Consider the following 25,874-nt stretch of genomic DNA (forward strand, 5'->3'; position numbering starts at 1 on the left):
CGGGGACCGCGCACGCGGCCTCGAGGAAGGAGACAGCCATGGTGGAGTCCACCCCGACCGAGGTGACCGCCCTCTACGGCGGCCCGGCCACCCGGCGGGTACGCACCCGCGACCTGCTCGCCGCCAAGGAGCGCGGCGAGAAGTGGTCGATGCTCACCTCGTACGACCAGTACACCGCGTCGATCTTCGACGCCGCCGGCATCCCGGCGCTGCTGGTCGGCGACTCGGCGGCGAACAACGTCTTCGGCTACGAGACGACCCTGCCGGTGACCGCCGAGGAGCTGCTGCCGCTGGTCCGCGCGGTGGTGCGGGCGACGAAGCAGGCGCTGGTCGTCGGCGACCTGCCGTTCGGCTCGTACGAGGAGGGGCCGGCGCAGGCGCTGCGCACCGCCGTGCGGTTCATGAAGGAGGGCGGCTGCCACGCGGTGAAGCTGGAGGGCGGCCGGCGCTGCGCCGACCAGATCGCCGCGATCGTCGGTGCCGGCATCCCGGTGATGGCGCACGTCGGCTTCACCCCGCAGAGCGAGCACACCCTCGGCGGGTACCGGGTGCAGGGGCGCGGCGACGCGGCCGACGAGGTGTTCGCCGACGCCCTCGCGGTGGCCGAGGCGGGCGCGTTCGCGGTGGTGCTGGAGATGGTGCCGGGCGAGGTGGCCAAGCGCATCACCGGTGAGCTGGCGATCCCGACGGTCGGCATCGGCGCCGGGCCGGACACCGACGCGCAGGTGCTCGTCTGGCAGGACATGGCCGGCCTGCGCACCGGGCGGGCGCCCCGGTTCGTGAAGCGCTACGCCGACCTGGCCGGGGCGTTGACCGAGGCCACCCGGCGGTTCGCCGACGAGGTCCGGGGCGGCGAGTTCCCGGCCGCCGAGCACACCTTCTGACGCCTCCGGTGCCGCGGTGGGCGGCGTGCCACGCGCCGTCCACCGCAGCGTCCGACGGCTCGCGCGGACGGCGGCGGCGACCGGCACGCGGTGACGCGGGCGTCCGGCCAGCGGACGGAGCAGCTAAGGTACCCGCTCGTGGATCATGTTCGTATCTCAACTGTTGTCCTGACCTGCGTCTCCGTGCTGGCGCTCGCGGCGTGCGGCGGGGAGGAGCCGGCGTCGACCGCCGCCCCCACCTCGGCCGCCGCGACTACTGCTGCCGCGTCCCCGACCGCCGACGCGGCCTCCCCGACGGCCGCCGCCCCCGCCTCCGCCGACCCGGCCGCCGACAAGAAGCTCTGCGAGACGGCGAAGAAGATCGGCGACGACTCGAAGGCGGCGCTGGTCAAGGCCGTGTCGTCGGGCAGCGGCGATCCGACGCCGGCGCTGAAGAAGGCGTACACCGAGATGGCGGAGGGGATGGCGACCGCGACGGGCGGCTCCGGCAGCGAGGTGGCCACCGCGCTGGCCGAGGTCGGCGCGGAGGCCGGCAAGATCGCCAACGCCGCGGACCTCAGGACCGCCGCGGACGACCCCGGCCTGGAGAAGGCCGGCGCGAAGGCCAACGCCGCCTGCAAGAAGGTCGGCGTCGACCCGAACCTCTGACCGGAGCGCCTGACCGGGTGCGCCGGCGGCCTTCTACCGCCGCTGTGCCGTTCCGGCGCTAGAGGTGGTGATCGACTCCACGTCGGCGACATGGCGGTATCCGGGCGGTTGGGATACCGCCATGTCGCCGACATCGCGCGGGGCGTCGCTCAGAGGTCGGTGACGCGGAGGCCGGCGTGGGCCTTGTAACGCTTGTTGATGGCGATCAGGTTGGCCGTGAACGCCTCGACCTGGTGGGCGTTGCGCAGCCGGCCCGCGTAGATGCCCCGCATGCCGGGGATCCGGGCGGCGAGCGCGCCGACGACGCCCACCAGCTCGCGGTCCTCGGTGCAGATCAGCACGTCGAGGTCGATCCGGTCGACCTCCGGATCGGCCAGCAGCGGGGCGCTGACGTGGTTGAACGCCGCGCAGACCCGCGAGTCGGGCAGCAGGGCGGCGGCCTGCTGGACGGCGCTGCCCTCGGCGACGGTCAGCGCGTACGGGCCCTGCCTGTCGAAGCCGAGCGGGTTGACGCAGTCGACGACGATCTTGCCGGCGAGCGGCCCGGCGAGGGCGGCGACGGTGGCCGCGTGCCCGTCCCACGGCACCGCGATCACGACCACGTCGCTGCGCCGGGCGACCTCCTCGTTGCCCGCGCCCGCGACCTGGGCGGCGGCGGGCACGCCCCGCAGGGCCGCGATCTCGGCGGCGGCCTCGGCGGCGCGTTCGGCCGACCGGGAGCCGATCAGCACGGACTGCCCCGCGCGGGCGAACCGGTAGGCCAGGCCCCGGCCCTGGTCGCCGGTGCCGCCGATGATGCCGACGGTCAGCCCGGACACGTCGGGCAGCGTGCTCGCGTCGTATGCCATGGGCCCATCCTCGCAAACCAGGCGGGCCGGCAGCAGCGTCGGGCGCGGTGCGGGCCGAACGGACCCGCGCGGCGCGGGCTCCGGGCGCACGGTCAGGCCAGCGCGAAGAGGACCTTCCGGGTGGCCGGGTCGGCGGTGACCAGCCGGACCCGGACCCGCTCGCCCAGCGGCAGCAGCCCCGTGCAGCGGGCCCGCACCGGCGGGGCGTCCAGCGCCACCGTGCCGCCGGGCTGCCGGCCCGGCCTCGGCTCGTCGACGTCCAGCGCCGCCGCGTCGAAGGTCTCGCCGACCCGGTGCGCCAGCAGCACCGCCTCGGCCAGCTCGACGGCGCCCCGGGTGGCCGCGCCGGCCGTCCGGTCGGTCGCGGCCATCACCTGCGGCAGCCTGGGCAGCGCCGCGCGGGCCCAGTCGGGCACCGGCCGGCCGGCGTGCAGGGCCAGGCAGACCTCGGTGGCGTACCGGTCGGCCAGCCGGCGCAGCGGGGCCGTGACGTGGGCGTACGCGGCGGCGACCCCGCCGTGCGCCGGCTGCTCGGGCAGCGCGCCGTCGAACGCGGTGTACGCGGCACCGCGCATCAGCTCGGCGGCCTGGTCGACGAACGCGGCGGCCCGGGGCTCCGCGGCGTTCAGCCCGGCCAGCACCTCGCCGACGCCGACGCCGTCCGGCCAGTGCACGCCCAGCGGGGCGGCGGCGGTGCGCAGCCGGGCCACCGCCTCCGGCCTCGGCGGCGGCATCGTGCGCAGCAGGCCGACCCCGCCGGCCAGCATGATGTCGGCGGCGGCCATCCCGGTGAGCAGGGAGATCTGCGCGTTGTGCTCCTCCATCGGGACCGGGCCGCGCAGCACCAGCCGCCAGCCGTCGCCGTCCGGTTCGACGTCCTGCTCGGGCAGCGGCAGGTTGACCGCGCCACGGCGCAGGCCGCGCGCGGTGAGCAGCGCGCCCAGCTCGGGGAGCAGGGCGATCGGCTCGGGCAGCCGGCCGGCGTCGGCGGCGGCCTGGACGCCGACGTAGTCCAGCTTGGCGCGGCTGCGCACCAGGGCTCGTTCCAGCGCGACGGCGACCGTGCCACCCTCGGCGTCGAGGTCGATCGTCCACACCACCGCCGCCCGGTCCTGGTCGGGCAGCAGGCTGGCCGCGCCCTCGCTGAGCGTCTCCGGGTGCAGGGGCACGTTGCCGTCGGGCAGGTAGACGGTCTGCCCCCGCCGCCAGGTCTCCTCCTCCAGCGCGCCGCCGGGGCGCACGTGGGCGGCGACGTCGGCGATGGCGTACCGGACCCGGAAGCCGCCACTGCGGCGGCGGGCGAGGTGCATCGCCTGGTCGAGGTCCCGCGAGGTGGCCGGGTCGACGGTGACGAACGGGACGTCGGTGCGGTCGACGGCGGGCCGGGGCGGCGCGGCGGCGGCCGCCTCGGCCTCGCGCTGCGCCGCGGGCGGGAACCCGTCGGGCAGTTCCAGCTCGCGGCGTAGCGCGCCGAAGTCGATGCGGGGCGCGAGGACGCGTCGGATCACCACCGCCCCATCCTGGCACCCGCGCCCACCCACCGCCCCACCGCACCGCGCCGGGGTTGACCAAGAGGTTCACGTCACCGGCCCTCGGCCTCCTGACGCAAACCTCTTGGTCAACGACGTGGGGCGGGCGGGATCAGGGGGTGCGGGGGGACGTCGACCTCCTCGCCGGGGCCTTCCTGGCCGTGGCCGTGCGGGTGACGCCCGTGGGCCGGGACGACGTGGCCTTCCGGGCCGTGGTCTTCTTCGCGGCCGGAGCCTTCTTCGCGGCCGTGGTCTTCTTGGCCGCCGGAGCCTTCTTCGCGGCCGTGGTCTTCTTCGCCGCCGGCGCCTTCTTGGCCGGAGCCTTCTTCGCCGCCGGCGCCTTCTTCGCCGTGGCGGTCTTCTTCGCCGTGGCGGCCTTGCTCGCCGTGGTGGCCTTGCTCGCCGCGGTCGCGCCGGTCCGCTTCGCCGCCGCGGTCGTGCGCTTCGCCGCGGTCGCGCCGGTCTTCTTCGCGGCGGTGGTCGTGCGCTTCGCCGCCGGGGACGCCTTCTTCGCCGATGTCGTCGTCCGACTGGTCGCCGCCGTGCCGGTGGCGCTCCTCGTGCTCCTCCCGGCGGCGGTCTTGGCGGCGGTGGTCTTCCTGGCGGTCGTGGTCTTGGCGGCCGGGGCCTTCTTCGCCGATGTCCTCGTGGCGGGCGCCTTCTTCGCCGCGGCCCTGCCGCCGACCGGGGTCTTGCTGGTCGCGACCTTCGTCGCGGCGGCCTTCTTCGCGACCGCCTTCTTCGCCGGCACCCGGCCGGCCCCGGCGCCGGAGGCGTTCGGGGACGCCTTGGTCACGGTCGGACGCCGGGTCGCCGTGGTGGCGGCCCGGGTCGTGCCCGTGGCCCGTCCGGCCGCGGCGGTCTTCTTCGCGGTCGTACGTTGGGTGGCCGGGCGGGTGGTGGCCTTTTGTGCTTCGGCCATCGTGGTTCCCTCCTTGGGGACATGCGCTCGCGTGCCTCCTCTCGGGGCACGGAGTTCCTCGACGCGGGCCGTCCCGCGCCGCTTATCTGTCCTCCCCGGCCCAACGGGCGTCCTCGGCGTCCCACGCGTCGTTGCGCTCCCGCACCTGTTGCAGGGCGTTCTCCGCGTCGGCTGCCGAGGCGTACGGCCCGAGCACGTGCCGCGCCGCGCAGACGTCGGCCTCGGTCTCGACCCGGTGGTGTCGCGTGCACCAGTAGTAGTGCCCACCACTTCCGCTGTCGCTCATGGGATCACTGTGCACCGCGTACCGCCCGGCCGCCACCGGTTCAGGCAAACAGCCGCCGACGGCTTCCACAGTAGACGCGCTGCCCGGCCGTCGGGCCGGAACGGCGAAACCCGTGCGCCGGGCTTGCCGCTCCGGCTCGGGGCACCGCGAGCCCGGGCGGCGGCCGGTAAGGGCGCTCCCGTCCCCTACCACCCGCCCTGAGGGGTTCATAGCAGCCTGCACGAAACCGTGCCATCCGTCACCGAGTCCCATTTGCGGGACCGGCGAGACGGCTCGGCGCTCCGCTCAGGTCGATACGCCTGCTTGCGGCTGCGCCCCGCCCCGCCGTGTGCGAGCCTCTGCGAGACCTTCTGCGCGGCGCGGCGCCCCTGTCACCGACGCGTGACCCTCAGCAACGCACAGGCGACGCCCGCCCGCCCGACCTGGGGGAAAACACCGTGGCGAACCTTGACGTCGCACTCAAGAGCGCGATGAATATCGATGGCGCGATCGGCGCCGCACTGGTCGACTACAACAGCGGGATGACGCTCGGCGTGGCCGGCGGCACGGGGGAGATCGACCTGACGGTCGCCGCCGCCGGCAACACCGACGTGGTCCGCGCCAAGCTGCGCACCATCGAGATGCTGAACCTGAACGACGAGATCGAGGACATCCTCATCACCCTCGGCTCGCAGTACCACCTGATCCGGCCGGTCACCAGCCGGACGGGCAAGGGCCTGTTCCTGTACCTGATGGTGAGCAAGAGCCGGTCCAACCTGGCGATGGCCCGCCACCAGCTGCGCGTCATCGAGGAGAGCCTGGAGCTGTGAGCGTGGTCGACAGCACCGGAACCGTCCTGCCGCGACGTACCGCGCGGCAGCCGGGGGACCTGCCGGCGCCCCGGTCGTTCCCGCCGTCGCTGGCGGGCAACCCCTCGCTGCCGTACTCGGCGATCGGGCAGGCGCTGGCCGACCTGCGGTTGCAGATCCCCGGCGTGCACGGCTGCGTCCTCGGCGGCGTGGACGGCCTGCTCATCACGCACAACATGCAGACCGACGTCGACCCGAACGACCTGGCCGCGCTCGCCGCGACCACGTACGGCCTGGGCCGGCAGGTGGGGCTACGGCTGAGCCAGGGCGAGTTCCAGCAGTCCACCGTCCGCAACGACCACGGCTACCTCAGCGTCTACGCCGTCAGCCGGCAGGCGCTGCTCGCCGTGGTGGGACAGGACAGCATCAACGTGGCCCGGCTGCACCTGCACGCGCCGTCGACGGCCGAGCGGCTCGCCGCCCTGCTGGAGCGGGACCGCCACTGAGCGGGTCGGGAGGCCACAATGCGACGGTGGACACGAAGGTGGAGCGCTACCTGACGGAGCTGGTCGCCGCGGCCGGCGAGGTGCTCGGCGACGACCTCGTCGGCGCGTACGCGGCGGGGTCGGTGGCGCTCGGCGCGTACCAGCCGGGGCGCAGCGACGTGGACGTGGCGCTGCTGTGCGCGCGGGCCCTGCCCGCCGGACGCAAGCGGGAGCTGGTCGCCCGGCTGCGGCACGAGGCGCTGCCCTGCCCGGCGCGCGGGTTGGAGCTGGTCGTCTACCGCCGGGACGTGGCCCGGTCGGGCACCCCGGAGCCGGGCTTCGAGGTGGAGCTGAACACGGGCGACCGGATGCCGCTGCGGGTGACCTGGTCCGGCGACGAGCGGCCGGCCGCCGACGGCCGGTTCTGGTACGGGCTGGACCGCAGCATCCTGCACTCCGGCGGGTTGGCCCTGCTCGGGCCGCCGGCCGGGGAGGCGTTCGCCGACCTGACGCCGGCCGACCTGCGCCGGCTGCTGGTGGACGCGCTGACCTGGTGGCTGGCGCTGCCGACCCCGCCCGGCGACGAGCCGGCGGCCGGCGCCGAGGACGCGGTGCTCGGCGCCTGCCGCGCGCTGGTGCGCTGCCGCGACGGCGAGTGGTTGCCGAAGGTGGCGGCGGGGCGGCGGCTGGTCGGGCGGGGGCACCCGGCGGCCGACCTGATCGCGCGGGCGATCGCGGCCCGGGCCGGCGGCCCGCCACCCGGCGGCGCGGCGGCCCGCGCGTTCCAGCGGGGCGTACGCGACGAGATACGCGCGATGCTATGACCCATTCGATATATAGCTCGCCGTGGATCTATGGATAGCCTGTCCTCATGATCTCAGACCGCGTACGCGCAGCTTGGACGCGGTCGACGACAGAGGAGACCGATAGATGACGCTCCACCGCAAGGCCACCACCCTCGGCGTGCTGACCGCGTCGGCGCTGGCCGCCACCATGATCGGCGGTCCGGTGTCCGCGGCCCCCGCGATCGGCGAGATCCGCCACGCCGGTGGCGCCACCGCCGTTGCCTCCAGCTACATCGTGGTCCTGAAGGACAGCGCCGTCGGCGGCAGGGCCGGCACCCGGGCCGCCGCCGTCGCCAGCTCCGCCAGCAGCCTGGCCGAGCGGTTCGGCGGCAGCGTCGCCCAGGTGTACGGCGCGGCGCTCAACGGCTTCGAGGTGCGGCTGTCCGAGGCCGCCGCGAAGCGCCTCGCGGCGCACCCGTCCGTCGCCTGGGTCGAGCAGAACCACGAGGTCAGCATCCAGACCACCCAGGCGAACCCGCCGTGGGGGCTGGACCGCACCGACCAGGCCGCCCTGCCGCTGAGCAAGTCCTACAACTACACCAGCGCCGGCACCGGCGTGACGGCGTACATCATCGACACGGGCATCAACATCAACCACAACGACTTCGGCGGCCAGGCCGTCGACGGGTACGACGCGGTCGACGACGCCCTGCCGGCCGCCGACTGCAACGGCCACGGCACCCACGTCGCCGGCACCGTCGGCGGCACCACGTACGGCGTGGCCAAGGACGTCAAGCTCGTCGCCGTGCGGGTGCTCAACTGCCGGGGCCGGGGCACCAACGCCGGCGTCATCGGCGGCGTCAACTGGGTGACCTCCAACCACCAGGCCGGCCAGCCGGCGGTGGCGAACATGAGCCTCGGCGGCGGCGCGAACTCGTCGCTGGACACGGCCGTGGCGAACTCCATCGCCGACGGGATCACCTACGCGGTGGCCGCCGGCAACTCCAACGCCAACGCCTGCACCTCCTCGCCGGCCGCCGTCCCCACGGCGATCACCGTCGGGGCGACGCAGAGCAACGACGCGCGCGCCAGCTTCTCCAACTTCGGCACCTGCCTGGACATCTTCGCCCCGGGCGTGGACGTCCTCTCGGCCTGGTACAGCAGCAACACGGCGACCAACACCATCAGCGGCACCTCGATGGCCTCGCCGCACGTGGCCGGCGCCGCCGCCCGCGTCCTGTCCAACAACCCGACCTGGACCCCGGCCCAGGTCGCGTCGTACCTGACCAGCACGGCCACCGCCGGCGTGGTCACCAGCCCCGGCACCGGTTCCCCGAACCGCCTGCTGTACGTCTCCCCCACCAGCTGACGTCCCACCCCAGGCACGGCCCCGGAGCGCCCGATCGCTCCGGGGCCGTACCGCGTCCGGGCGCGGACCGCCACAGTCCCACAAGAGCGCATTAATCTGTTAAAACGGGCGTAACCGGCACCTCGGGTCGGCAGTTCTACCGTGTGGTGGCACGCGGCGCGCGTGCACGCGTACCGGCCTGGGGGTGAGCGGTGCAGCGCAGACCCGTCACCGTTCTCCTCGCCCCGCTGCTCGCCTGCGCGCTCCTGCTGCACATCGGCCTCGTCTGCCGCGCCCCGCTCGACGTCGCACCGCGGTCCAGCGCGCCGTACGGCGACGCCGCGGCCCAGGCCGGCACCGCGCCTCAGGCCGACACCGCGTTGCAGGCCGGCGCACCGGGCGTCCCCGCCAGCCCGGCCACCGCCGCGCCGAACGCCGACGCGGCTGCCCGGGCCCACGCGGCTGCCCGGGCCCACGCGGCTGCCCGGGCCCACGCGGCTGCCCGGCCCGAGGCAGCGCCCCGGGCCGGCGTGCCGCCGCGCACCGGGCGGGCCGGGCAGGTCGCCCTGGAGGCGTACCGCCTCGTGGCCACGCTCGCGGCGCACACCGGCCAGTCGCCGGACCCCACCGTCGTGCCCCGCTTCGACGGGAAGGCATGCGGGTCCGCCAGCCGCTCCGGCCGGGGCAGCCAGGGCACCGACCGCCGCGACTCCGTGCCGCAGGTCGGGTCGGCCCTGCCCGACGCCACCGTCCGCCGGGGCAACACCGCCGACGGTCGCCCCGCCACCGCCGACGCGGGGCCCGACCCGATCCGGCTGAGCGTCCTGCGCTGCTGAGCGACGCCGGCCGGAACCCGGCCCGCCCGCCGTCGCGGGCGACGTGCGGCCGACGGGCGGCGAGGACGTCACCCGGCCCGTCGGGCACCTTCCCGTACCCCTGACCGCCACGCGGTCACCCGCCGGCCACCGCGCCGCCGGCACCCGTACCCCCGGCCCGGCCGGCGGCGCGAGCAGCCGGCGGCCGGCGTCGGTGGCCAACCCGTTGCCCCGCTCGCCCGCCTTTTCCGGATGTGAACGATGTCGCCTCCCGCCCTGCCCTGGCGCACGCTGCGCGCCGACCTGTCCGCCTCCGTCGTCGTCTTCCTCGTCGCCCTCCCGCTCTGCGTGGGCATCGCCGTCGCCTCCGGCGTGCCGGCCGAACTCGGCCTGGTCACCGGGATCGTCGGCGGCCTCGTCGTGGGGTTCATGCCCGGCAGCAGCATGCAGGTCAGCGGCCCCGCCGCCGGCCTGACCGTGCTGGTCGCCGAGGCCGTGGACCGCTACGGCCTCGCCGGCCTCGGCACCATCGTCCTGGTCGCCGGGCTGCTCCAGATCGGCCTGGGGCTGCTGCGGCTCGGCCGCTGGTTCCGGGCCATCACCGTGTCGGTGGTGCAGGGCATGCTCGCCGGCATCGGCCTGCTGCTCATCGCCGGGCAGCTCTACGTGCTGGCCGGCGTCGCCGCGCCACACACCGGGCCGGGCAAGTTCACCGGCCTGCCGGGGCTGGTGGGCGAGGTCGCGACGTCCACACCGGCGCGGGTCTCGCTCGCCGTGGGCGCGGCCACCATCGCCGTGATGGTGTTCTGGGACAGCCTGCCCGGCCGGCTGCGGACGGTCCCCGGCGCGCTCGTCGCCGTCGTGGCGGCGGCCGGGGTGACCGCCGCGCTCGGGCTGCCCGTCGACACCATCGAGGTCGAGGGGCTGCTCGCGGCGATGCAGCCGTCGCTCGGGCACTGGGGCACTCTCGTGGACGTGGGGGTGCTGGCCACCATCGCCACGTTCACCCTGGTCGCGTCGGCGGAGAGCCTGTTCAGCGCGGCGGCCGTCGACCGGCTGCACCAGGGCCCCCGCACCGACTTCGACCGGGAACTCGTGGCGCAGGGCACCGGGAACGCCCTCTGCGGCCTCCTCGGCGCCCTGCCGATGACCGCCGTCATCGTCCGCAGCTCCGCCAACGTGCGGGCCGGGGCGCGGACGAAGGCGTCCCGGGTGCTGCACGGGCTGTGGCTGCTGCTGTTCGCCGCCGCCGCGCCCGGCCTGATCGGGCTGATGCCGCTGCCCGCGCTCGCCGCCGTGCTCGTCCACGCCGGGGTCAAGCTGCTGCCGCTACGCGCGCTGCCCGAGCTGTGGCGGGAACACCGGGGCGAGGCGGCGGTGCTGGCGGTGACGGCCCTGGCCATCCTCACCACCGACATGTTCACCGGCGTGCTCGTCGGCCTCGGCCTGGCCGTGGTGAAGACCGCGTGGGAGACCTCGCACGTCCGGGTCACCGTGCGGGACGCCGCCGTGGGCGGTTCCGCCGTGGGCGGTTCCGCCGTGGGCGGTTCCGCTGCGGGCGGTTCCGCCGTGGTCCGGGACGCCGCCGTGGGCGGCGCCTCGGTGGGCGACGTCCCCGCGCGCGACGCCGGCCCGGGGCCCATCGAGGTCGCGATCACCGGGAACGCCACCTTCCTGCGGCTGCCCACCATCCTCACCACGCTCAACGACCTGCCGGCCGACCGGACCGTCCGGCTGGACCTGCGCGGGCTGCGGCACGTCGACCACGCCTGCCGCACCGCGCTGGACACCTGGATCGAGACGCACAACCGCAACGCGGGGGTGTCGGTGCACGTCGTCGCCCCGCGCCCGGCGGAGGACGACCGCCCGCGCACGGTCGACGCGACGGACTGACGGGGCCCGGCCGGGGCGGAGGGTTCCCGATGTCGGCGACATGGGGGTATCCCGACCGGCCGGATGCCACCATGTCGCCGACATGGCGGCGGCGGACCGGTCGACGGCGGCGGACCGGTCGACGGCGGCGGATCGTCGGTGGTGTCTGGTTGACTCGGGCGTCGATCGAGCGACGGTCACGAAAGGGGCGAGCAACATGGGGACCTGGGGCAGCGGCAACTTCGACGACGACACCGCCGCCGATCACCTGTCGACGGTGACCGGGCGGCTGGTCGACGAGATCGCGGCGGCGATGTCCGGCGACCCGGTCGAGCTGGAGCCGGACGAATACTGGGGCGTCGCCGTCCCCTGCAACCTGGAGCTGCTGCACCTCATCGGCAGCCAGCGCCACGTCGGGGTCACGCTGCCCGACCCAGAGACCATCGCCGGCTGGAAGAGCCGCTTCCTGGCCGTCTGGGACGAGGCGATCGACGGCCTGGCGCCCGGCCCCGAATACCGGGCGCAGCGGCGCGACGTGCTCGTCCGCACCTTCGACCAGCTCGCCGAGCTGGCCTCGTCGCGCAGCTCCTGAGCCGATGCCGGTCCACCGTCAGCGCGCGGGCTCCCGGTTGAACAGCCGCCTCGACCAGAGGTAGCCGCCCAGCGCGATGGCCGCGCACCAGGTGAGCGCGATCCACCCGTCGTTGCCGACCGGCTCGTCCATCAGCAGGCCGCGCAGGGTCTCGATGATGGGCGTGAAGGGCTGGTACTCGGCGAACCAGCGCAGCCCGGCCGGCATGGAGTCGGTGGGGACGAACCCGCTGCCGAGGAAGGGCAGCAGGACGAGCGGCATGGGCAGGTTGCTGGCGGTCTCGACGCTCCCGCTCACCTGGCCGAGCGCGACCGCCAGCCAGACGAGCGCGAAGGTCACCGCCGCCAGGAAGCCGGCCGCGGCCAGCCACCCGACCGGCCCGGCGGCGGGCCGGAAGCCGACCAGGACGGCGACGCCGGTCACGACCAGCACGCTGAACATCGCCTGGATCATGCTGCCCAGGACGTGCCCGGTCAGCACCGAGACACGGGCGATGTGCATCGTCCGGAACCGGGCGATGATCCCCTCGGTCAGGTCCATGGCGATGGTGATCGCCGTCCCCTGCACCGCCGCCGTCACGGTCATCAGGATGATCGCGGGGGCCACGTAGTTGGCGTACGCGGCGCGCCCGCCGGCCGCTCCGCCGGGCACCGCCCCGCCGCCGCCGGGCACCGCCCCGCCGAGCCCGGCGCCCAGCGTGCCGCCGAACACGTAGACGAACAGCAGCAGGAAGACGACGGGCATCGCGACGAGCGTCACGGTCATCGACGGGTACCGCAACATGCGGCGGAGGTTGCGGCGCAGCATCGTCGCCGAGTCGCGCAGCGGGTGGAGGCGGAGGGCCGCCGGAGCGGGGCCGGTGAGGGCGGGGGTGCTCATCGGATGGTCACCTTCTCGTCGCTGGGGCCGCCGGTGAGGGCGAGGAAGACGTCGTCGAGGTCGGGGGTGTGCACGGACAACTCGTCGACCTGGACCGCCTGGTCGTCGAGCCGGCCGATCAGGGTCCTGAGCGAGCCCAGGCTGCCGTCGCTGGGCACCCGCAGGGCGAGGGCGTCGCCGTCGCGCGGGACCTGACCCAGCACGCGCCGGGCCGCGTCGAGGCCCTGCTCGTCGGCGAACCGCAGGCGGACGTGCCCGCCGGGGATCCGACGCTTGAGCTCCTCCGCGGTGCCCTCGGCCACCATTCGGCCGCGGTGCAGGACCGCGATCCGGTCGGCCAGCTCGTCGGCCTCCTCCAGGTACTGCGTGGTCAGGAAGATGGTGACGCCGTCGGCCACCAGGTCCCGGACGAGTTGCCACATGTTCCGGCGGCTGCGCGGGTCCAGCCCGGTCGTCGGCTCGTCGAGGAAGATCACCCGCGGGTCGCCGACCAGGGTCATCGCCAGGTCGAGCCGCCGCCGCATGCCCCCGGAGTAGGTCGACGCCGGCTTACGGGCCGCGTCGGCCAGGTCGAACTGTTCGAGCAGCCGGGCCGCCAGCCGCCGGCCCTCGGCCCGGGGCAGGTGGCGCAGGTCCGCCATCAGCAGCAGGTTTTCCTCGCCGGTGAGCAGATTGTCCACCGCGGAGAACTGCCCGGTGACCCCGATCGCGGCGCGCACCGCGTCCGGTTCGCGGGCGAGGTCGTGCCCGGCGACCCGGACGTCACCGGCGTCGGCCCCGAGCAGGGTGGACAGGATCCGGACGGTGGTGGTCTTCCCGGCGCCGTTCGCGCCGAGCAGCGCGAAGACCGTGCCGGCCGGCACGTGCAGGTCGACGCCGTCGAGTACGACCTGGTCGCCGAACGACTTCCGTAGCCCGGTCACGGCGATCGCCGGGCGGGTTCGCGTGCTGGACATGCTTGTTCTCTCCTCGGGGCGAAGGAAGTCAGGAGCGGTGGATGGTGATGTCGCCGTAGGAGGTGGCGGCGCGCACCTCGACGGTCTGCTCGGTCCCGTCGGGCCGCCCGGCGCTGTCCAGCAGGTTGCGTACGTGCCCGTACCCGGTGTTGACCTCCAGCCAGGCGGCGGTGCCCTCGGCGATGCCGACGTCCAGGTTGCCGGCGGCGGTGCCGAGCACGATCGCGCCGCGAACCACCTCGCCGAGCCGGATGCTGCCGTTGGACGTCTTCGCGTCGACGCCGGCGCCGGCCCGCTCGACGTGGATGTCGCCGTTGGCCGCGCGCACCCGCCCGTCGCCGGTGACCGCGTCGATGGTGGTGTCGCCGTTGGAGTTCTTCACCGACACTGCGCCGTCGACCTCGCCGAGCTGGACCTTGCCGGAGCCGGTGGAGATCTCGGCGTCGCCCGCGACGCCGTCGACGGTGAGGTGACCGACCCCGGTGTGCAGGCGCAGCGGGCCGGTCCGTTCGATCCGTACGTCGCCGGTGGTCTTGATCCGGCACTCGCCGAGCCGGCCCGTGCAGCGGATGTCGCCCATCACCAGGTGGGCGGAGAGCGGGGAACCGGTGGGCAGTTCGATGGAGACCTGCACCGACCTGCTCTTCTTGGAGAAGTCGAAGGTGCGCTTCGGGCCGGTGACCTGGAGCGCGCCGTTGGCGCAGTCGACCCGGACCTGCGCGGCGGCCTGCACGTCGGACTCGTCGGTCTCGTCGCTGGGCCGGACCTCGACGACGGTGTCGGTTCGGTCGCTCGCGGCGACCCGCACGTGGGCGACGCCGAGCTCCAGCGTGACGGCGATGGGTCCGGGGGTCTCGAAAGTAGGCATGGTTGTCTCCGCATCATGGGTGGGTGAGTCGTCCCCGCAGGTCGGGGACGTGAGGCCGGGCACGGTGCGGCCCGGCGCGGTGCGTCCGTGGTCTGGACGCTGGGTGGTGTGGGGCTTGCCTGGTGCGGCGCGGTCAGCGCACCCAGCCGGTGAAGCTCTGCCGGGCTCGCTTGCCGCTGTCGCGGGGCTCGGGGCGCTGGTCGGGGTCGGGCCGCTGCAGGGCGGCGGCGGCGGCGCGGACCAGCCAGGCGTTGACCGAGCGGCCCTCCCTCGCCGCCGCCTCCTCGATCGCGGCCTTGAGCTGCTCGGGCAGGCGTACGTTGATCCGCGCGGCGGGGCTGTCCTCGGCGATCGGCAGTACGGCTTCCGGTGCGCCGCCGGTCGTCGCCGCGACGCCCTCCGCGGCGGGCGGAAGCGGCTCGGCGGGTGGCGGGGTCACGACGAAGTCCGGGTCGCGCCCGCGCAGGCGCAGCTCCACCGAGCCCGGCGCCAGGTCCCGGGTGATCTCGTCGGCGGCGGCCGACAGCGCCTCCAGCAGGGTCATCCGGATCGCCGATTCCAGCGAACCGGTCAGGCGCTCGACCAGCAACCGCGACTCGTCGCCGCCGGCCTCGGCGAGGGTGGCGAACTCGCGCCCGAGGTTGCTCACGTAGGAGTTCAGGTCCATGGCACCACTATGGCACATAGATGGCACACGAACAAGCCAACATGGCGCAGCGATGACGCCACGGTTGGCGCCAGCGTGGCGTAATCGGATCGAACGAGTTCGCCGTGCCGCATAGATTGGTCCCGTGACGACGCCAGCGGAGGCCGCGCACCGACGCGCCCGGATCGGGCTGCTCCAGGTCTGCGCGGCCGGCGTCCTGTGGGGCACCGGCGGGCTGGTGGTCACCGTGCTGCACGACCGCGACGGCTTCGGCGCGATGACGGTCAGCGCGTGGCGGATGGCGCTGGCCGCCGTCGCCCTGGTCGGCTTCGCCGTGGCGACCCGCCGGTCGGGCGTCGTGCTCGCGACGCTGCGCGCCCACCCGGTGCTGGCCGGCGTGGTCGGTGTCGGCACCGCCCTCTACCAGGCCCTCTACTTCGGCTCCGTCCTGCTGGTCGGCGTGAGCGTCTCCACCGTCGTCTCGCTCGGGCTGGCGCCGGTCCTGGCCGCCGTCTGGGAACACGCCGTCGCCCGGTCGCGGCCGTCGCCGCGCGAGGTGGGCGTGCTCGCGGCGGCGCTCACCGGGCTGGTGCTGATCAGCGCGACCGCCGGACACGGCTCACCCGCCCCCGGCGGCCGGCCGGGGCTCGGGATCGCCCTCGCCGTCGCGTCCGGGGCCACCTACGCGGCGACGACGCTGCTCGGGCACGCCCTGGCCCAGCGGGTCGACCCGGTGGCCCTGACCACGTGCGCCACCGCCGCCGGGACGCTGGCGCTGCTCCCCTGGCTCGGGATCGCCCTCGCCGCGGGCGAGCCGGTGCGCACGGCCGACCCCGCCTCGCTCGCCCTGCTGGCGTACCTCGGGGTCGCGACGATGGCCCTGGCGTACGGCCTGCTCTACGCCGGGCTACGCACGACGTCCGGCTCGGCCGCCACGGTGGCGACCCTCGTCGAGCCGCTCTCCGCCGCCCTCCTGGCGGCGCTGCTCCTGGGCGAGCGGCTCACCGCGCCGGCGCTGCTCGGCGGCGCGCTCATCCTGGCGGCGGTCGTCGCCCTCCAGCCCGCCGGCCAGGACCGCGCCGCCCCCGCAACGGCGCAGCCCGACCCGGCACAGCCCGATCCAGCACAGCCCGATCCGGCGCAGCCTGACCCCGCCGCCGGACGATGACCGTCGCCCTCGCCGCCATCGTGGCCCGCGCCCGCGTGGTCCTGCTCGACTTCGACGGGCCCGTGTGCAGCGTCTTCGCCCGGCATCCGGCATCGGCCGTCGCCGACGGGCTGCGCCAACTCCTCCTCGGCCAGGCCGTGCCCCTGCTGCCCGGGATCCGGCACGAGCCCGACCCGCTCGCCGTGCTGCGCTTCACCGCCACGCTCGGCCGCCCCGCCGTCGTCCGCCTCGTCGATGAGGCGCTGACCCGCGCGGAGGTCACCGCGGCCCGCACCGCCACCCCGACCCCGTACGGCCGGCAGGTCATCGTCGCCGCCCACCGCACCGGCCGCCGGGTCGCCGTGGTGTCCAACAACTCCGCCGCGTGCGTCCGCGCCTACCTGAGCGCCGGTCGACTCACCCCGTACGTGCATCCGGTCGTCGGCCGCCCCGAGGGCGCGCCCGGGCGGATGAAGCCGGACCCGTACCCGGTGCTCGCGGCCCTGCGGGAGCTGGACGCCGCGCCGGCGGACTGCGTCCTGGTCGGCGACTCGGCCACCGACGTCGAGGCCGCCCACGCCGCCGGGATCGCCGCCATCGGGTACGCCAACAAGCCCGGCAAGCGCGCCCGGCTCGCCGCGGCGGACGCCACCATCGACAGCATGGCCGAGCTGGTGGCCGCCCTCGGCGTCGACTGACTGCGCGGCTGGTCAGCCCAGCCGCCCCCCCGCCCGTGCCGCCGCCCGGCCCGGTCAGCCCGATGCTCCCGCCCGCGCCGCCGCCCGGAGGATGCCGTCGAGGCCCTCCTCGAACAGCAGGTCGTCGTCCCACCGCGTGTCGTCCAGATGGCCGGAGGCGTGGAGGGTCGGATAGGCGTCGGCACTCGCGGCGACGTGCTCGCGGGCGGCGGCCCTCGCCCCTGGGTCCGCGTGCTGCCGCCAGGTGGCCTCCGTGAGCGACGCGCCGATGACGTAGTTGGCCAGCATCCGCGTGGCCACCGCGAGCCGGAGCCCGTCACAGCCGCCGCGCACCAGCGCCGCCTGGAGGAACTCGGTGCGGGCCAGGACGTTGGGCCCGAGCATCGGCCGCCCGATCAGCCCCGGCGCCCAGGGATGGCGCAGCATCGCGGCGCGCCAGGCACGGACGAGGACGCGGGCGTCCTGTCGCCAGTCGTCGGTCACCTCGGGCATCGGCACGTCGCCGAAGACCCCGTCGACGGCCAGGTCCAGGACGTCGTCCTTCGTCTTCACGTGCCAGTACAACGCGGTGGCCGTCACGTCGAGCCGCTGGGCGAGGCGGCGCATCGTCAGGCCCTCGATGCCGTCGGCGTCGAGCAGGGTCACCGCCGCGCCCACGATGCGGTCGAGGGTCAGCGGCGGCTTCCGCCGGGCACGCGCCGGCTCCGCGCGCAGCCAGACGGGCGGCGGCGTGGTGGTCATGGAGTTCATTCTAGTACGGTGGACAGGCAGCTTAACGTTGGTAAGTTGGGCTCGGAATCGGGGAGGGGGTGGCGTCATACCTCTGCTGCGGGTCCACCTCGACAGCGACCAGGTCACCGCCCGGCGCATCCTGCAACTGCACCAGGAGGGCAAGACCCACCACGAGTCGCGGGAGGCGGCGCGGGACGCGGTGTGGCGGCAGGGCCGCACCCCGGCCGGCGAACCGGTCTTCGTCGGCATCACGAATGGCCGGCGCAACGTGCAGTTGCTCTACGACGTCGAGGTCTACTCCGACACCGCGCCCTGACCGCCCGCCCAACCGGCGGACTTACGTCCGCGTCTGGAGTCTGGGCCTTCTCGACTCCCGCCGTGCCACCGCCTCGCCCTTGGCGTCGAGCTGGTAGCCGTCGAGCCAGGTCGCCGGCGCGTCTACGTCAAGCCCCCGGCAGCGTAGGCCCACCGTGATCCGTCATCCGATGCGCGGCGCATCTCCGCCACGCGATACGCCACCGCGCGATACAGCTAGGGGGCACATCAGTGCGCCTCCGGACGTGCGGATCCTCCGACGAGAGGAAGTTTGCCCGACGAGCCATCTGGACACCTGTCTGCCATGTTCGATGACTTCACGGACGAGCGGATCGATGTCGGGGAGGTTGAGCTACGGGTTCGGCATGCTGGGCAGGGCCGTCCGGTCCTGCTCGTTCACGGACATCCGCGTACCGGATCAACGTGGCATCGGGTCGCACCGCAGCTAGTTGAACGCGGGTTCACCGTCGTCTGTCCCGACATGCGGGGCTACGGGCAGTCGGGGAAGGCGAACATCCTTCCCGACCACTCCCAGCAGTCCAAGCGAGCAGTCGCAGCGGATCTCGTCCGGCTGATGAATGCTCTGGGCCATCCGAGGTTCGCCGTAGTCGGGCACGATCGCGGTTCCTATGTCGCGCTACGCCTGGCACTGGACCATCCCCACGCAGTCAGCCGGCTGGTTGTGCTCGACGGGGTGCCAATCAGTGAAGCCCTTGCACGGTGCGACGCCAAGTTCGCCCGCGATTGGTACCACTGGTTCTTCTTCGCCCAACCCGACACACCGGAACGGGTGATCAACGCCGACCCCGACGCCTGGTACGCAAGCAAGGCACGGCCCGAGAGCATGGGAGCCGAGAACCACCAGGAATTCCGGCGGGCGATTCACGACGCATCCACGGTGCGGGCGATGCTGGAGGACTACCGCGCCGGCCTCGGAGTCGACCGGGAGCACGAGGAAGCCGACCGGCGCGCTGGTCGTACCATCGGCTGCCCGACGCTCTACCTCTGGTCCAGCCGGGACGACATGGAGAACCTGTACGGTGACCCGCTCGCTGTCTGGGCCGCGTGGGCCGACGATCTCCGTGGCCATCCGATCGAGTCCGGCCACCACGTCGCCGAGGAGAATCCCGACGACCTGACCGCAGCCCTGCACGACTTTCTCGCCTGACATCGGTGTCCGGACATAGAACCAGCTCAGAGCCTTGATCGGGGGTCTGAGCTGGTGGGCGACGGACGAGTCGACCTGTACGCCGGATTCTGTGCCCGGCGCGCACCCCTCGCGGGGCCCGCGCCAGCGGCGGCCATCCATCTAGGCCTGCCGTCGCCGGCAGGCTCCAGCGGCCTACCCGCAGACATCGGGCGGGCAGCCCTCAAGCGTCTGCGCAGGTCGTCATCTTGCGGTGACGGCCCATTTTGGCCTTGCTCCGGGTGGGGTTTACCGAGCCATCCCGGTCACCCGGGATGCTGGTGGGCTCTTACCCCACCGTTTCACCCTTACCGTCCCCGTCGGGGCCGGCGGTCTGTTTTCTGTGGCACTGTCCCGCGGGTCGCCCCGGGTTGCCGTTAGCAACCACCCTGCCCTGTGGAGTCCGGACGTTCCTCGGCGACGGGCACCTGGCCCGCCGACGCGACCGCCCGGTCGACTCGTCCGTCGCGCACTCATCCTAACGACCACAGCGGCGCGCCCATTTCGCGCCCTTCCGGCCTGGGCCGCCGACGCTATGTCGGCGACCTGGCGGGGTCCGGGGCGTGGGGATACCGCCATGTCGCCGACATGGAGATGATCATGGGGCGGGGGCGGGCGGGGCGACGGGGTGCAAGGAGTGGGGGGCGGCCGGGCGGGTTAGCCTCGGCGGCGTGGAACTCTCCGACGCCGCGCTGCTGGTCACCGCCGGCCTCGCCGCGGGCACGGTCAACGCGGTGGCCGGGGGCGGCTCGCTGATCACGTTCCCGGCGCTGATCGCGGCGGGCCTGCCGCCGGTGCCGGCGAACGTGAGCAACTCCGTGGCGGTGTTCCCCGGGTACGTCGCGAGCGTGGCGGGCAGCCGCACGGACCTGCCGCACGGGCGGGCGCTGTGGGCGCTGCTGCCGACCACGGTGGCGGGCACGGTCGCCGGGTGCCTGCTGTTGCTGGGCACCCCGGCGCGGGCGTTCGAGCTGGTGGTGCCGTTCCTGGTGCTGGGGGCCACCGCCGTGCTCGCGTTCCAGGATCCGCTGCGCCGCCTCGTCGGGCAGCCGGCGGAGCTGGGGCCGCGCCGCCGTACCGTCACCGTGCAGGCCATGGTCGCGGTCGGCGCGGTGTACGGCGGCTATTTCGGCGCGGCCCTGGGGGTGATGCTGGTGGCCGGCCTGGCGCTGGTCATGGAGGCGACGCTGGCCCGGGTGCTGGCGGTGAAGAACCTGCTCTCGGCGATGGTGGGGCTGACCACGCTTGTGGTGTTCGCGCTGTTCGGCCCGGTGAACTGGGCGGCCGTCGCGGTGGTGGCCCCGGCGACCCTGGCCGGCGGGTACGCGGGGGCGCGGCTGGTGCGCCGGCTGCCGCAGGTGGTGTTGAAGACGCTGATCGTGGCGTTCGGCACGGGCATCGGCCTGTACCTGCTGTGGCGCGCGGTGCGCTGAGCGGGCATCCCGAGCGGCCGGCTCAGTACGCCTCGCCGACCGGCTCCTCCGGGGCGTGTTCGTTGCGGGCGGCGGCCCGGTTCCAGCGGGCCCAGAGCACCCGCTCGCCGTGGCCGGCGGCCATCCGGTGTGCGGTGGCGAGGTAGACCAGCGCGCCGGCGGCGAGGACGCCGAGGCCGACCCAGAAGGGCAGGGCGAGCCCGCGCTCGGCGAGCTTGCCGGAGATGATCGGGGCGGGCGCGGCGGCGCCCCAGCGGACCAGGTTGAACGCGCCGGTGGCGACCCGGCGGTCGGCGGCGCCGAGGCCGAGGGCCAGGTCGGTGAGGTTGGCGTTGGCCAGGCCCATGAACAGGCCGGCGACGACGAGCACGACCAGCGACATGGCGGTGCCGGTCGAGGTGGCGAACAGGACCATGCAGGCCAGCAGGCCGGCGACGGCCACGCCGACGGTCTGCACCGCGCCGATGCGGTGGGCGAGCCGGTGGCCGACCACGAGGATGCCGGCGGCGAGGCCGAGGCCCCAGCCGGTGAACGCGAGGCCGAGCGGGATGACGTCGAGGCCGAGGAAGAGCGGCGTGTAGCCGAGCACGACGAAGAAGACGAAGTTGTAGGCGGCGGTGACGGCGCACAGGGCCACGAACGCGGGCCGGCGGTAGGTGGCGAAGATCGCGCCGAGGCGTACCCGAGGTTGGGGGTTTGCCGGCTCGCGGAGCCGGCGGGACGCGACGGCGAGCGCGAGGACCATGAAGCTGCCGCAGACGAAGAACGGCAGCCGCCAGCTCACCTCGCCGAGCAGGCCGCCGAGCAGCGGGCCGACGGCGAAGCCGAGGCCGAGCGCGGTCTCGAAGAGGCCGACCACCCATTCGCGGTCGTTGGCGAGGTTGACCAGCACCACCATGGCGGTGGCGAAGAACATGGCGTTGCCCAGCCCCCACACGCCGCGCAGCACCGACAGTTGCACGATGTCGTTGCTGAAGGAGGCGCCGATGGCGGCGAGGCCGACCACCGAGACGCCGGTGATCAGCACGGGCTTGAAGCCGAACCGGCCGCTGGCCAGGGTCGCGGGGATCATGCCCAGGGCCATGACCGCGATGTACGCGGTGAACAGCAGCTCGACCTGCCAGGCGGTGACGCCGATGGCCTCGCCGATGGCGGGCAGGATGGGGTCGACGACGGCGATGCCGGCGATGGCGAGGAACGCCACCAGCGTGGTGGCGTAGATGGCACTGCGGTGGGGTTCGTTGCGCCGATCCACTCCGCCTCCCGGATAGCTGTATCGTACAGGTATTTTCCTTGTATCCTACAGGCATGAGCGAGGACGGCACCGCGGAAGGCACTGCGGAAGAGGTCACACTCGGGCGGATCGAGACGGAGGTGGCGCTGCTGATGCGCCTCGGCGAGGCGACCCGGCGCGCCACCGGCACGGCCGAGCACCGGGTGCTGGACCGCGCGGCGTACGTGATCCTGCGGCACCTCGACAGCGCCGGCCCGCAGAACGTCTCGGCCCTCGCCGCCCGGCTCAACCTGGACGGCTCCACTGTCACCCGGCAGGTCTCCGCCATGCAGCGCGACGGGCTGATCGCCCGCGCGCCCGACCCGAGCGACGGCCGGGGCACGGTGGTCTCCCCCACCCCCGCCGGGCTGCAGCGCATGGCCGCCGTCCGGGCGGCCCGCACCCGGCTCTACGGCGACATCCTCGCCGACTGGGCCCCGGCCGACCGCGACACCCTGGCCACCATGCTGCGCCGGCTCAACGAGGCGCTGGAGACCCGCACCCGCACCCGCCACTGACCGGCGCGCCGGGCCCGGCCTTGGTGCCGGGCCCGGCCTTGGTTAGCAGGGGCCCCCTGTACAACAGAAAGCGTTAACAGGGGGCCCTTCCTTACACAACAGGGGCGGCGTCCGCGTCGCGGGCCGGCCCCGGGGCGACGTGCGGGTCGCCCTCGTCGGCGAAGTAGTCGTCCGGCGTGGTGCCGTCGGTGCCCGCGTCCACCTTCGCCGCCCGCAGGGCCAGGGTCACCAGGGCGGCGACCAGCAGGTTCACCAGCACCGCCACGATCCCCACGTAGATCGTCTTCTTGGTGTCGAAGCCGAAGTCGCTCAGCGGGAACGCCGAGCCGCCGAAGTGGGCGCGCTGCGTCGCCGGGTTGGGGATCTGGTAGAGCATCCACATGCCCAGCCCCATGCCGGCCGCCCAGCCGGCGACCAGCGCGCCCCGGTGGAACCAGCGGGTGTAGAGGCCCAGCGCCACCGCCGGCAGCGTCTGGAGGATGATCACGCCGCCGATGAGCTGGAGGTCGATGGAGAACTGCGGGTCGAGGAAGACGATGCAGGCCACCGCGCCGACCTTCACCACCAGCGAGGTGATCTTCGAGACGTTCGCCTCCTGGGCCGGGGTGGCGTCCCGCTTCAGGTACTCCTTGTAGATGTTGCGGGTGAACAGGTTCGCCGCCGCGATCGACATGATCGCCGCCGGCACCAGCGCCCCGATGCCGATGGCCGCGTACGCGACCCCGGCGAACCAGTCGGGGAACTGCTGGTCGAACAGCACCGGCACGACCGTGTTCGCGTCCGCGCTGCCGGGCGTCGACCCGGGCAGCGGCTTCACCCCCGCCGCGATGGCCAGGTAGCCGAGCAGCGCGATCAGCCCGAGGACCAGGGTGTACGCGGGCAGCGCCGACATGTTCCGCTTGATCACGTCGCGGTTCCGGCTGGCCAGCACGCCGGTGATGCTGTGCGGGTAGAGGAACAGCGCCAGCGCCGAGCCGAACGCCAGGGTGACGTACTGGAGCTGGTTGTTGGCGTTGAGCAGGATCCCGTCGTTGGGGTTCTGCGCCGTGGCCTGGAACTTCGCCTCGGCGGCGTCGAAGATCGAGCCCCAGCCGCCCAGCTTGTGCGGCAGCCAGAGCACCGCCACCAGGATCACCACGTAGATCAGCGTGTCCTTGACGAACGCGATCAGCGCGGGCGCGCGCAGCCCCGACTGGTACGTGTACGCGGCCAGGATCGCGAACGCGATGATGATCGGCAGGTGCCGGGCGAGCGCGCTCTCGCCGGTCACCCCCATGGTCTTGAGCACCGCCTCGATGCCGACGAGCTGCAACGCGATGTACGGCATGGTGGCGACGATGCCGGTGACCGCGACGACCAGCGCCAGCACCGGCGAGTCGAACCGGCTGCGGACGAAGTCGGCGGGGGTGACGAAGCCGTGCCGGTGCGACACCGACCAGAGCCGGCACAGCACCAGGAACACCATCGGGTAGACCACGATCGTGTACGGCACCGCGAAAAAGCCCATCGCGCCCGCGCCGAACACGAGCGCCGGCACCGCCACGAACGTGTAGGCCGTGTAGAGGTCGCCGCCGACGAGGAACCAGGTGATCCAGCCGCCGAAGCTGCGCCCGCCCAGCCCCCACTCGTCGAGGTGGGCCATGTCCCTCGGCGCCCGCCACCGGGCCGCCACGAAACCCATGACGCTGACCAGCAGGAACAGCGCCGTGAAGACGATGATCTCGGTCAGGTGGTCCCGCCACATCACTGACCGCCCCGCTTCCTGGTCAGCCGGTAGACCAGCGTGGTGGTGGACACGCCGAGCAGGATGTAGGCCAGTTGCAGCCAGTAGAAGCGCGGGAACCCGAACACCCGCGGCGCGTCGGCGTTGAACAACACCGGGATCAGCGGCACTGCGATCGGGACGAACAGCAACCAGTTCCAGGGGCTGCGGTCCTTCGCCCTGGACGACGCCGAGCCCGGCTCCTCCGGTTTGGATGCGGTCATTTGACACACCTCCGGTGGTCTTGTCTCCCCATGACGGCCGGACGTTACGACCTGGTGACGGGCGTCACGTTCGACCGACGCGGGGCGCTGCGCCGAGCGGGCCACCGGCTGCGCCGAACGGCACGGTCATCGATGTCCATCCGGCGGCGGGCACACGGGACAGGCGGCCGTCCCCGTGGGGACGGCCGCCTGTTCGCGGTGGGTCAGAGCGCGGCGAGGTGGGCGGTGTCGTTGACCGAACGCACCGCGACGCCGCCGTCGGGCCACCGGTCCAGCACCGAGATGCCGGCCGCGTCGAGATAGAGCCGGTGCAGGAACGCGTCGTCGGCGGCCAGGGCCTCGCGCAGCACCAGCTTGATCGGCGAGACGTGCGAGACCACCACCACGGTCTCCCCGCGGTACGCCTCGACCAGCGCGTCCGTGGCCCGGGTCACCCGGGCGGCGACCTCGGTGAACGACTCCCCGTCGGGCGGGGCGACCCGGGTCGAGGCGAGCCAGGCGTCCAGCTCGCCCTGCCAGCCGGCGCGCACCTCGGCGAAGGTGCGCCCCTCCCACGCCCCGAAGTCGCACTCGACGAGGTCGTCGTCGGTGCGTACCGGCACGGGCTGGCGGAGCGCCCCGGCGATCGCCCGCGCGGTGGCCGTACACCGGGACAGCGGCGAGCTGACCACGGCCGCGACGGCCGGGGCGAGGGCGGCCACCCGGGCGGCCGTGGCCCGCGCCTGGGCCCGGCCCCGGGCGGACAGCGGCACGTCGCCGCGGCCGGAGTAGCGGCGCTGCTCGGTGAACTCGGTCTCGCCGTGCCGCACCAGGATCAGCCGGGTGGCCGTGTCGCTGGGGCGCGGCTCCCAGGAGGCGGGGGTGGTCGCCGGGTCGGTGCCGGCCCGTTTCGTGGCGGCGCGGGCGGCGGCCTCCCGGGCGAGGGCCCGGGCGGGCGAGTCCGGTGCGGCGACCTCACGGGGCGGCTCGGCGGCGGCCGGGGCCGCCCGGCCGGCGGCGGCCTCGCGGGCCTTCCCGCCGGTGGCCGCCGCGTCCATCGCGGCGTTGGCCAGGGCGTCGGCGTGCCGGTTGCGCTCCCGGGGGATCCACTGGAAGCGCACCGCCGCGAACCGGCCGACCAGCGCTGCGGCCTGCGCGGCCAGCGGGCGCAGCCCCGGGTGCTTGATCTGCCAGCGACCGCACATCTGCTCGACCACCAGCTTGGAGTCCATCCGGGCGTCGACCTCGACCGCGCCCAGCTCGGCGGCGGCCGCGAGGCCGGCGATCAGCCCCCGGTATTCGGCGACGTTGTTGGTGGCCGTGCCGATCGCCTCGGAGCGTTCGGCGAGCACCTCGCCGCTCTCCGCGTCCCGGACCACCGCGCCGTAGCCGGCCGGGCCGGGGTTGCCCCGGGACCCGCCGTCGGCCTCGACGACGACCGCGCGCACCGCCATCT

The 25,874-nt window shown here is 74.2% G+C and carries 28 protein-coding genes and 1 other RNA gene; 15 read left to right on the forward strand and 14 right to left on the reverse strand.

The features are described from left to right. Positions 1–38: 38 nt before the first annotated feature. Both panB and ACFYWL_RS16385 read left to right on the forward strand, forming a co-directional pair. Complete coding sequence (panB, locus tag ACFYWL_RS16380) at positions 39–884, forward strand: 3-methyl-2-oxobutanoate hydroxymethyltransferase (protein ID WP_386973066.1); 846 nt, start codon at positions 39–41, stop codon at positions 882–884. Positions 885–1,022: 138 nt separating this feature from the next. Further along, complete coding sequence (locus ACFYWL_RS16385; protein WP_386973068.1) at positions 1,023–1,532, forward strand: hypothetical protein; 510 nt, start codon at positions 1,023–1,025, stop codon at positions 1,530–1,532. A 149-nt stretch (positions 1,533–1,681) separates the two neighbouring features. Here the strand turns inward: ACFYWL_RS16385 and npdG are convergent, their stop codons facing one another. The 4 genes from npdG to ACFYWL_RS16405 all read right to left on the reverse strand — a co-directional run bounded on the left by npdG (position 1,682) and on the right by ACFYWL_RS16405 (position 5,117). Then, a complete protein-coding gene (gene npdG / locus ACFYWL_RS16390) occupies positions 1,682–2,380 on the reverse strand; it encodes an NADPH-dependent F420 reductase (RefSeq protein ID WP_386973071.1) in 699 nt (232 codons plus the stop codon). 92 nt (positions 2,381–2,472) lie between these two features. Next, a complete protein-coding gene (locus ACFYWL_RS16395) occupies positions 2,473–3,891 on the reverse strand; it encodes an RNB domain-containing ribonuclease (RefSeq protein ID WP_386973074.1) in 1,419 nt (472 codons plus the stop codon). A gap of 130 nt (positions 3,892–4,021) precedes the next feature. Further along, a complete protein-coding gene (locus tag ACFYWL_RS16400; RefSeq protein ID WP_386973076.1) occupies positions 4,022–4,831 on the reverse strand; it encodes a histone in 810 nt (269 codons plus the stop codon). Positions 4,832–4,913: 82 nt separating this feature from the next. Beyond that, positions 4,914–5,117 (reverse strand): hypothetical protein, encoded by a 204-nt coding sequence (locus tag ACFYWL_RS16405; protein ID WP_036372683.1) that lies wholly within the window; start codon positions 5,115–5,117, stop codon positions 4,914–4,916. 437 nt (positions 5,118–5,554) lie between these two features. On the opposite strand from ACFYWL_RS16405, the gene ACFYWL_RS16410 reads away from it, so the two are divergent. From ACFYWL_RS16410 to ACFYWL_RS16440, 7 genes are all read left to right on the forward strand, one after another. Further along, a complete protein-coding gene (locus ACFYWL_RS16410) occupies positions 5,555–5,926 on the forward strand; it encodes a hypothetical protein (protein WP_386973079.1) in 372 nt (123 codons plus the stop codon). After that, positions 5,923–6,411: a roadblock/LC7 domain-containing protein gene (locus ACFYWL_RS16415; RefSeq protein WP_386973081.1), complete on the forward strand. Its 489-nt coding sequence runs from the start codon at positions 5,923–5,925 to the stop codon at positions 6,409–6,411. The genes ACFYWL_RS16410 and ACFYWL_RS16415 overlap by 4 nt, the downstream gene beginning before the upstream one ends. A 26-nt stretch (positions 6,412–6,437) precedes the next feature. Continuing rightward, the gene (locus tag ACFYWL_RS16420) at positions 6,438–7,214 is read left to right on the forward strand and encodes a nucleotidyltransferase domain-containing protein (RefSeq protein WP_386973084.1); all 777 of its coding nucleotides are present in this window, start codon (positions 6,438–6,440) and stop codon (positions 7,212–7,214) included. Between the two features lie 106 nt (positions 7,215–7,320). Next, positions 7,321–8,544, forward strand: a complete 1,224-nt coding sequence (locus ACFYWL_RS16425) for a S8 family peptidase (protein WP_386973087.1) — start codon at positions 7,321–7,323, stop codon at positions 8,542–8,544. 191 nt (positions 8,545–8,735) lie between these two features. Beyond that, positions 8,736–9,359: a hypothetical protein gene (locus tag ACFYWL_RS16430; RefSeq protein ID WP_386973089.1), complete on the forward strand. Its 624-nt coding sequence runs from the start codon at positions 8,736–8,738 to the stop codon at positions 9,357–9,359. A 240-nt stretch (positions 9,360–9,599) separates the two neighbouring features. Next, positions 9,600–11,231 (forward strand): SulP family inorganic anion transporter, encoded by a 1,632-nt coding sequence (locus tag ACFYWL_RS16435; RefSeq protein ID WP_386973091.1) that lies wholly within the window; start codon positions 9,600–9,602, stop codon positions 11,229–11,231. A gap of 196 nt (positions 11,232–11,427) precedes the next feature. After that, entirely contained in the window at positions 11,428–11,802 is a 375-nt protein-coding gene (locus ACFYWL_RS16440) for a DUF4259 domain-containing protein (RefSeq protein WP_386973094.1), read from the forward strand. Positions 11,803–11,820: 18 nt separating this feature from the next. Here the strand turns inward: ACFYWL_RS16440 and ACFYWL_RS16445 are convergent, their stop codons facing one another. The 4 genes from ACFYWL_RS16445 to ACFYWL_RS16460 form a co-directional block, all read right to left on the reverse strand. Then, complete coding sequence (locus ACFYWL_RS16445) at positions 11,821–12,681, reverse strand: ABC transporter permease (protein ID WP_386973096.1); 861 nt, start codon at positions 12,679–12,681, stop codon at positions 11,821–11,823. After that, positions 12,678–13,637, reverse strand: a complete 960-nt coding sequence (locus ACFYWL_RS16450; protein WP_386973099.1) for an ATP-binding cassette domain-containing protein — start codon at positions 13,635–13,637, stop codon at positions 12,678–12,680. Before ACFYWL_RS16450 ends, ACFYWL_RS16445 begins: the two co-directional genes overlap by 4 nt. A gap of 28 nt (positions 13,638–13,665) precedes the next feature. Then, the gene (locus ACFYWL_RS16455) at positions 13,666–14,505 is read right to left on the reverse strand and encodes a DUF4097 domain-containing protein (protein WP_386973101.1); all 840 of its coding nucleotides are present in this window, start codon (positions 14,503–14,505) and stop codon (positions 13,666–13,668) included. A 133-nt stretch (positions 14,506–14,638) separates the two neighbouring features. Continuing rightward, the gene (locus ACFYWL_RS16460; protein ID WP_386973104.1) at positions 14,639–15,172 is read right to left on the reverse strand and encodes a YlcI/YnfO family protein; all 534 of its coding nucleotides are present in this window, start codon (positions 15,170–15,172) and stop codon (positions 14,639–14,641) included. Positions 15,173–15,296: 124 nt separating this feature from the next. On the opposite strand from ACFYWL_RS16460, the gene ACFYWL_RS16465 reads away from it, so the two are divergent. Next, positions 15,297–16,319: a DMT family transporter gene (locus tag ACFYWL_RS16465; protein ID WP_386973107.1), complete on the forward strand. Its 1,023-nt coding sequence runs from the start codon at positions 15,297–15,299 to the stop codon at positions 16,317–16,319. Continuing rightward, positions 16,316–16,996 (forward strand): HAD family hydrolase, encoded by a 681-nt coding sequence (locus ACFYWL_RS16470; protein ID WP_386973110.1) that lies wholly within the window; start codon positions 16,316–16,318, stop codon positions 16,994–16,996. The genes ACFYWL_RS16465 and ACFYWL_RS16470 overlap by 4 nt, the downstream gene beginning before the upstream one ends. A 54-nt stretch (positions 16,997–17,050) precedes the next feature. Here ACFYWL_RS16470 and ACFYWL_RS16475 read toward each other — a convergent pair whose 3' ends face one another. Then, positions 17,051–17,737, reverse strand: coding sequence for a TetR/AcrR family transcriptional regulator (locus ACFYWL_RS16475; RefSeq protein WP_386973113.1), 687 nt, complete (start codon positions 17,735–17,737; stop codon positions 17,051–17,053). Positions 17,738–17,774: 37 nt separating this feature from the next. On the opposite strand from ACFYWL_RS16475, the gene ACFYWL_RS16480 reads away from it, so the two are divergent. After that, the gene (locus tag ACFYWL_RS16480) at positions 17,775–18,044 is read left to right on the forward strand and encodes a hypothetical protein (RefSeq protein ID WP_386973116.1); all 270 of its coding nucleotides are present in this window, start codon (positions 17,775–17,777) and stop codon (positions 18,042–18,044) included. A 303-nt stretch (positions 18,045–18,347) separates the two neighbouring features. Next, positions 18,348–19,211 (forward strand): alpha/beta fold hydrolase, encoded by an 864-nt coding sequence (locus ACFYWL_RS16485; protein ID WP_386973119.1) that lies wholly within the window; start codon positions 18,348–18,350, stop codon positions 19,209–19,211. 62 nt (positions 19,212–19,273) lie between these two features. On the opposite strand, the gene rnpB is transcribed toward ACFYWL_RS16485, so the two are convergent. After that, positions 19,274–19,690, reverse strand: an RNA gene (rnpB, locus tag ACFYWL_RS16490) — RNase P RNA component class A. A gap of 210 nt (positions 19,691–19,900) precedes the next feature. Here rnpB and ACFYWL_RS16495 point away from each other — a divergent pair. After that, positions 19,901–20,662 (forward strand): sulfite exporter TauE/SafE family protein, encoded by a 762-nt coding sequence (locus tag ACFYWL_RS16495; protein ID WP_386973121.1) that lies wholly within the window; start codon positions 19,901–19,903, stop codon positions 20,660–20,662. A gap of 22 nt (positions 20,663–20,684) precedes the next feature. On the opposite strand, the gene ACFYWL_RS16500 is transcribed toward ACFYWL_RS16495, so the two are convergent. Then, entirely contained in the window at positions 20,685–21,917 is a 1,233-nt protein-coding gene (locus ACFYWL_RS16500; protein WP_386973124.1) for an MFS transporter, read from the reverse strand. Between the two features lie 53 nt (positions 21,918–21,970). Here ACFYWL_RS16500 and ACFYWL_RS16505 point away from each other — a divergent pair, with 53 nt between their 5' ends. Then, a complete protein-coding gene (locus ACFYWL_RS16505) occupies positions 21,971–22,453 on the forward strand; it encodes a MarR family winged helix-turn-helix transcriptional regulator (RefSeq protein WP_386973127.1) in 483 nt (160 codons plus the stop codon). Between the two features lie 91 nt (positions 22,454–22,544). On the opposite strand, the gene mctP is transcribed toward ACFYWL_RS16505, so the two are convergent. The 3 genes from mctP to ACFYWL_RS16520 all read right to left on the reverse strand — a co-directional run bounded on the left by mctP (position 22,545) and on the right by ACFYWL_RS16520 (position 25,872). After that, a complete protein-coding gene (gene mctP, locus ACFYWL_RS16510) occupies positions 22,545–24,197 on the reverse strand; it encodes a monocarboxylate uptake permease MctP (RefSeq protein ID WP_386973260.1) in 1,653 nt (550 codons plus the stop codon). Continuing rightward, on the reverse strand, positions 24,197–24,439 hold the full coding sequence (locus ACFYWL_RS16515) for a DUF3311 domain-containing protein (RefSeq protein WP_386973129.1): 243 nt from the start codon (positions 24,437–24,439) through the stop codon (positions 24,197–24,199). The genes mctP and ACFYWL_RS16515 overlap by 1 nt, the downstream gene beginning before the upstream one ends. Before the next feature lie 203 nt (positions 24,440–24,642). Beyond that, the gene (locus ACFYWL_RS16520) at positions 24,643–25,872 is read right to left on the reverse strand and encodes a bifunctional RNase H/acid phosphatase (RefSeq protein WP_386973131.1); all 1,230 of its coding nucleotides are present in this window, start codon (positions 25,870–25,872) and stop codon (positions 24,643–24,645) included. Positions 25,873–25,874: the final 2 nt, after the last annotated feature.

The sequence above is a fragment of the Micromonospora sp. NPDC002575 genome, assembly GCF_042889525.1.
GTDB lineage: Bacteria > Actinomycetota > Actinomycetes > Mycobacteriales > Micromonosporaceae > Micromonospora > Micromonospora carbonacea.

Coding starts and splice junctions, on each gene's coding strand:
- ACFYWL_RS16475 (WP_386973113.1), bottom strand. CDS start 17,737: ATGACCACCACGCCGCCGCCCGTCTGGCTGCGCGCGGAGCCGGCGCGT.
- ACFYWL_RS16435 (WP_386973091.1), top strand. CDS start 9,600: ATGTCGCCTCCCGCCCTGCCCTGGCGCACGCTGCGCGCCGACCTGTCC.
- ACFYWL_RS16460 (WP_386973104.1), bottom strand. CDS start 15,172: ATGGACCTGAACTCCTACGTGAGCAACCTCGGGCGCGAGTTCGCCACC.
- ACFYWL_RS16455 (WP_386973101.1), bottom strand. CDS start 14,505: ATGCCTACTTTCGAGACCCCCGGACCCATCGCCGTCACGCTGGAGCTC.
- ACFYWL_RS16515 (WP_386973129.1), bottom strand. CDS start 24,439: ATGACCGCATCCAAACCGGAGGAGCCGGGCTCGGCGTCGTCCAGGGCG.
- panB (WP_386973066.1), top strand. CDS start 39: ATGGTGGAGTCCACCCCGACCGAGGTGACCGCCCTCTACGGCGGCCCG.
- ACFYWL_RS16405 (WP_036372683.1), bottom strand. CDS start 5,117: ATGAGCGACAGCGGAAGTGGTGGGCACTACTACTGGTGCACGCGACAC.
- ACFYWL_RS16445 (WP_386973096.1), bottom strand. CDS start 12,681: ATGAGCACCCCCGCCCTCACCGGCCCCGCTCCGGCGGCCCTCCGCCTC.
- ACFYWL_RS16440 (WP_386973094.1), top strand. CDS start 11,428: ATGGGGACCTGGGGCAGCGGCAACTTCGACGACGACACCGCCGCCGAT.
- ACFYWL_RS16425 (WP_386973087.1), top strand. CDS start 7,321: ATGACGCTCCACCGCAAGGCCACCACCCTCGGCGTGCTGACCGCGTCG.
- ACFYWL_RS16520 (WP_386973131.1), bottom strand. CDS start 25,872: ATGGCGGTGCGCGCGGTCGTCGTCGAGGCCGACGGCGGGTCCCGGGGC.
- ACFYWL_RS16450 (WP_386973099.1), bottom strand. CDS start 13,637: ATGTCCAGCACGCGAACCCGCCCGGCGATCGCCGTGACCGGGCTACGG.
- ACFYWL_RS16470 (WP_386973110.1), top strand. CDS start 16,316: ATGACCGTCGCCCTCGCCGCCATCGTGGCCCGCGCCCGCGTGGTCCTG.
- npdG (WP_386973071.1), bottom strand. CDS start 2,380: ATGGCATACGACGCGAGCACGCTGCCCGACGTGTCCGGGCTGACCGTC.
- ACFYWL_RS16485 (WP_386973119.1), top strand. CDS start 18,348: ATGTTCGATGACTTCACGGACGAGCGGATCGATGTCGGGGAGGTTGAG.
- ACFYWL_RS16505 (WP_386973127.1), top strand. CDS start 21,971: ATGAGCGAGGACGGCACCGCGGAAGGCACTGCGGAAGAGGTCACACTC.
- mctP (WP_386973260.1), bottom strand. CDS start 24,197: ATGTGGCGGGACCACCTGACCGAGATCATCGTCTTCACGGCGCTGTTC.
- ACFYWL_RS16400 (WP_386973076.1), bottom strand. CDS start 4,831: ATGGCCGAAGCACAAAAGGCCACCACCCGCCCGGCCACCCAACGTACG.